This is a genomic window from Moorena sp. SIO3I6, assembly GCF_010672095.1.
This window is the reverse complement of sequence record NZ_JAAHHU010001495.1, coordinates 1-1,222: the sequence shown is the minus strand read 5'-3', so window position 1 is coordinate 1,222 and position 1,222 is coordinate 1. Positions and strand designations below refer to the sequence as shown.

The window sequence follows — 1,222 nt, the reverse complement described above, 5'->3', positions numbered from 1 at the left end:
ACAGGATTAGCGTATTACTTTGCATACTACAAATTAATCTGCGGAATGTGGGGTTTAACCCTTGGGGAGAGAGCTATGGAGCGCAAGGAGTTGCTATCTGGGCATGACTTCTTCTAGGGGAAGGTCTTTGTCTTTAAACCTTTTTGCCATACTGCCCTCTTCCAACGCCATAGCTTCGCTGATGTATAGTTCCTGGCTCGGCAGTGGGATCACAATTCCCTCTTCTTCAAATCTTTCTTTTATAATTCGGCTGATGTCACAATAGGCTGTCCAGTAATCCTCTGTCTTAGTATAGGCCAAAAACCAAATCTTAACAGCATCTTCAGCCAATTCACCGGTGTCGATCCAAGGTCCAGGGTCTTCCAATACTAAAGGATGGGAGTTGGCAATATCCTTAAGAACTTGGATCGCTTGAGGAATACTATTGCGGTAGCTGATCCTGATCGAGAGAAACATAGCGCGGACGGGGCTACTGGTTTCGTTCGTAATAACGTTACCCCAGACTGAGTTGTTCGGCAAGATAACGATTTTATTTTCCAAAGTATTGATGGTGGTGCAAACTAAGTTGACATCCTTAACGATACCGTTTACCCCAGCTACTTCAATCTGATCCCCCACGTCGAAAGGTTTATAGACCAAGATCATTAACCCATTGGCAAAGTTACCGAGGGTATTTTGAAACGCAAAGGCTACCACAAAACCAGCAGCTCCAATCATAGCCATCAGTGGACCAATACTGATCTCTAGGGCAGTAATCCCTAAAATAATACCCACCACAAATAATCCTTGGCGGGTTAGAGTAACCAAGAACTGACCCAGCATCACTGAAATATTCGGGAACATCCACAACGATTTCTCGAGGATTGTCCCTAAGATCACCGAGAGGATGCTAAAACCAGTAACGATTCCTATACATTTGCCAATGTTATTCGCCCAGCGGAGACCTCCTTCTTTAGACTGGAGCCAGCCGACGATGGTAATCCAGGTTCCTTCAGTGTCGCTTACGTCTACCTTAATCCCACTGATGGCATCGATGTATTTTTTGTACGACTCGACATCACCGCCTTTAAGTTCCAGCTCTTGAAGTACCACCTCAAAGCGATCGCTCAAAGCAGTGCGTTCATCCCGCAATCTGGTCATGTTGACCAGTACTTGCTTTTTAACTTCGGCCTTCACATCGACCGCTTCTTCTATGTTTTCTTTGGCTTTTTCCAGTCCCTGA

The 1,222-nt window shown here is 45.3% G+C and carries 1 protein-coding gene; it reads right to left on the bottom strand.

Going from position 1 to position 1,222, the window contains the following annotated elements; all coding sequences use genetic code 11:
* Window positions 1–93 precede the first annotated feature (93 nt).
* A partial coding sequence (locus F6K49_RS50605; protein WP_293110441.1) for a mechanosensitive ion channel family protein occupies window positions 94–1,222 on the bottom strand: 1,129 nt, incomplete at its 5' end.